We start from the raw sequence: 1,469 nt of genomic DNA on the forward strand, positions 1-1,469 counted from the left end.
CCGGTGACGGCCTGGAGTTGCGTGGCGAGGTTTCGGGCCCTGCGCTGTTTGTCGATGCGCGTGTCGAAATAGTCGGCGCCGAGATCGCGGAACCGAACGGCAGGGTCGGACAGCAGGTGGTAGACGATGACCAGGACTGCGTTGCCGGTGGCCACGGTCGCTTTCTGTTTGCCGCGCCGTTTGGCGATGCGTCGGTGTCGTGCGCCGAGGAAGGTGTCGGTGCGGCAGGCGCTGCCGGCGATGTTGCCCAGGGTGGCGGCCAGCCAGGGGCTGCCTTTTGCTCGGCCCTTGTTCTTCTTCTTCCCGGCGGACTCGTGGGTCTGCGGGCAGAACTTGGCCCAGGACACCAGGTGCGCGTCGGACGGGAAGCGGCTCATGTCCACGCCGACCTCGGCGATCAGTTCCTGCGCGGCGGTGGGGCCGACTGCGGTGATCTCACTCAGCTGAGCCATCTGATGGGCGAAAGGGGCGACCGCCTCGGCGATCGTGGTGTCCAGGGCGGTGATCTGCGCGCTGAGCCGGTCGATGTTGTCCAGCATCATCGCCAGGATGGTGGCGTGGTGATCGGTGAAGAAGCCCCGCAGCGCCTCCTGCAACTGTGCAATCTTGACACGCAGCCGGCCCCGGGCCATCTGGGCGAGGACCGTCGGGTCGCGCTGTCCGTCGATGAGCGCCTGGAGTATCAGCCGCCCTGACACCCCGAACACGTCGCTCACCACAGATGTGATCTTGATCTGGGCGTCTTCGAGCAGTTTCTCCACCCGCTGCATCTCCCGGGTACGGTCGCGGATGAGCGAACGCCGGTAGCGGGTCAGGTTGCGCAGCTCACGGATGGGTTTGGGGTGCACCAGCGACGGCCGGCACATGCCCCGCTCGGCGACCTTGGCCAACCACACCGCGTCGGCCTTGTCGGTCTTGGCCCGCCCCGGCACGTTCTTGACCTCGCGGGCGTTGACCAGCCAGCACTCGAAGCCCTCGGCCTCGAGCAGATAGTAGACGCCCTTCCAGTAGTCGCTGGTGGACTCCATGACGACCCGGGTGACGCCCCATCGGCGCAACCAGCCGGCCATCTGCAGCAGCGCCGAGGTGGTGGTGGCAAAGCCGCGTACCTCCTGCATACGCCGGCCCGGCCTGGACTCGTGCGGCACCCGCACGCACGCCTCCAACACCGCCTTACCCAAGTCCAGTGCGGCCACCCGCTCGACGTGTAACTCCTGCTCGTCGACATCTTCCATGACGGTCTCCCGTGAGGGGTTGGGACAGGGAAAGGCCGCCCGCGGGAGCCAGCGGAGAAGATGAAGAGTCGGACCCTCGTGCTCGTAGCAACAATGCGCAGCCCCTCAAAGCAGCTCCCAGCGTCAAACAGCTTGACGGCCTCACCTGCGCCATGAAGTCACCGACGTCGGCGGGCGACCATCCCGGATTTTCCCGCATCCGCGGCGCCCCGAAGGGACCCAGGAACAGCTTGG

The 1,469-nt window shown here is 66.8% G+C and carries 1 protein-coding gene; it reads right to left on the reverse strand.

The genetic code is table 11. The features are described from left to right. Positions 1-1,235, reverse strand: a 1,235-nt coding sequence (locus ACVCAH_RS37860; protein ID WP_447141008.1) for an IS110 family transposase, incomplete at its 3' end; no start/stop codon positions are given. Positions 1,236-1,469: the final 234 nt, after the last annotated feature.

Source organism: Micromonospora sp. LZ34, from assembly GCF_052981855.1.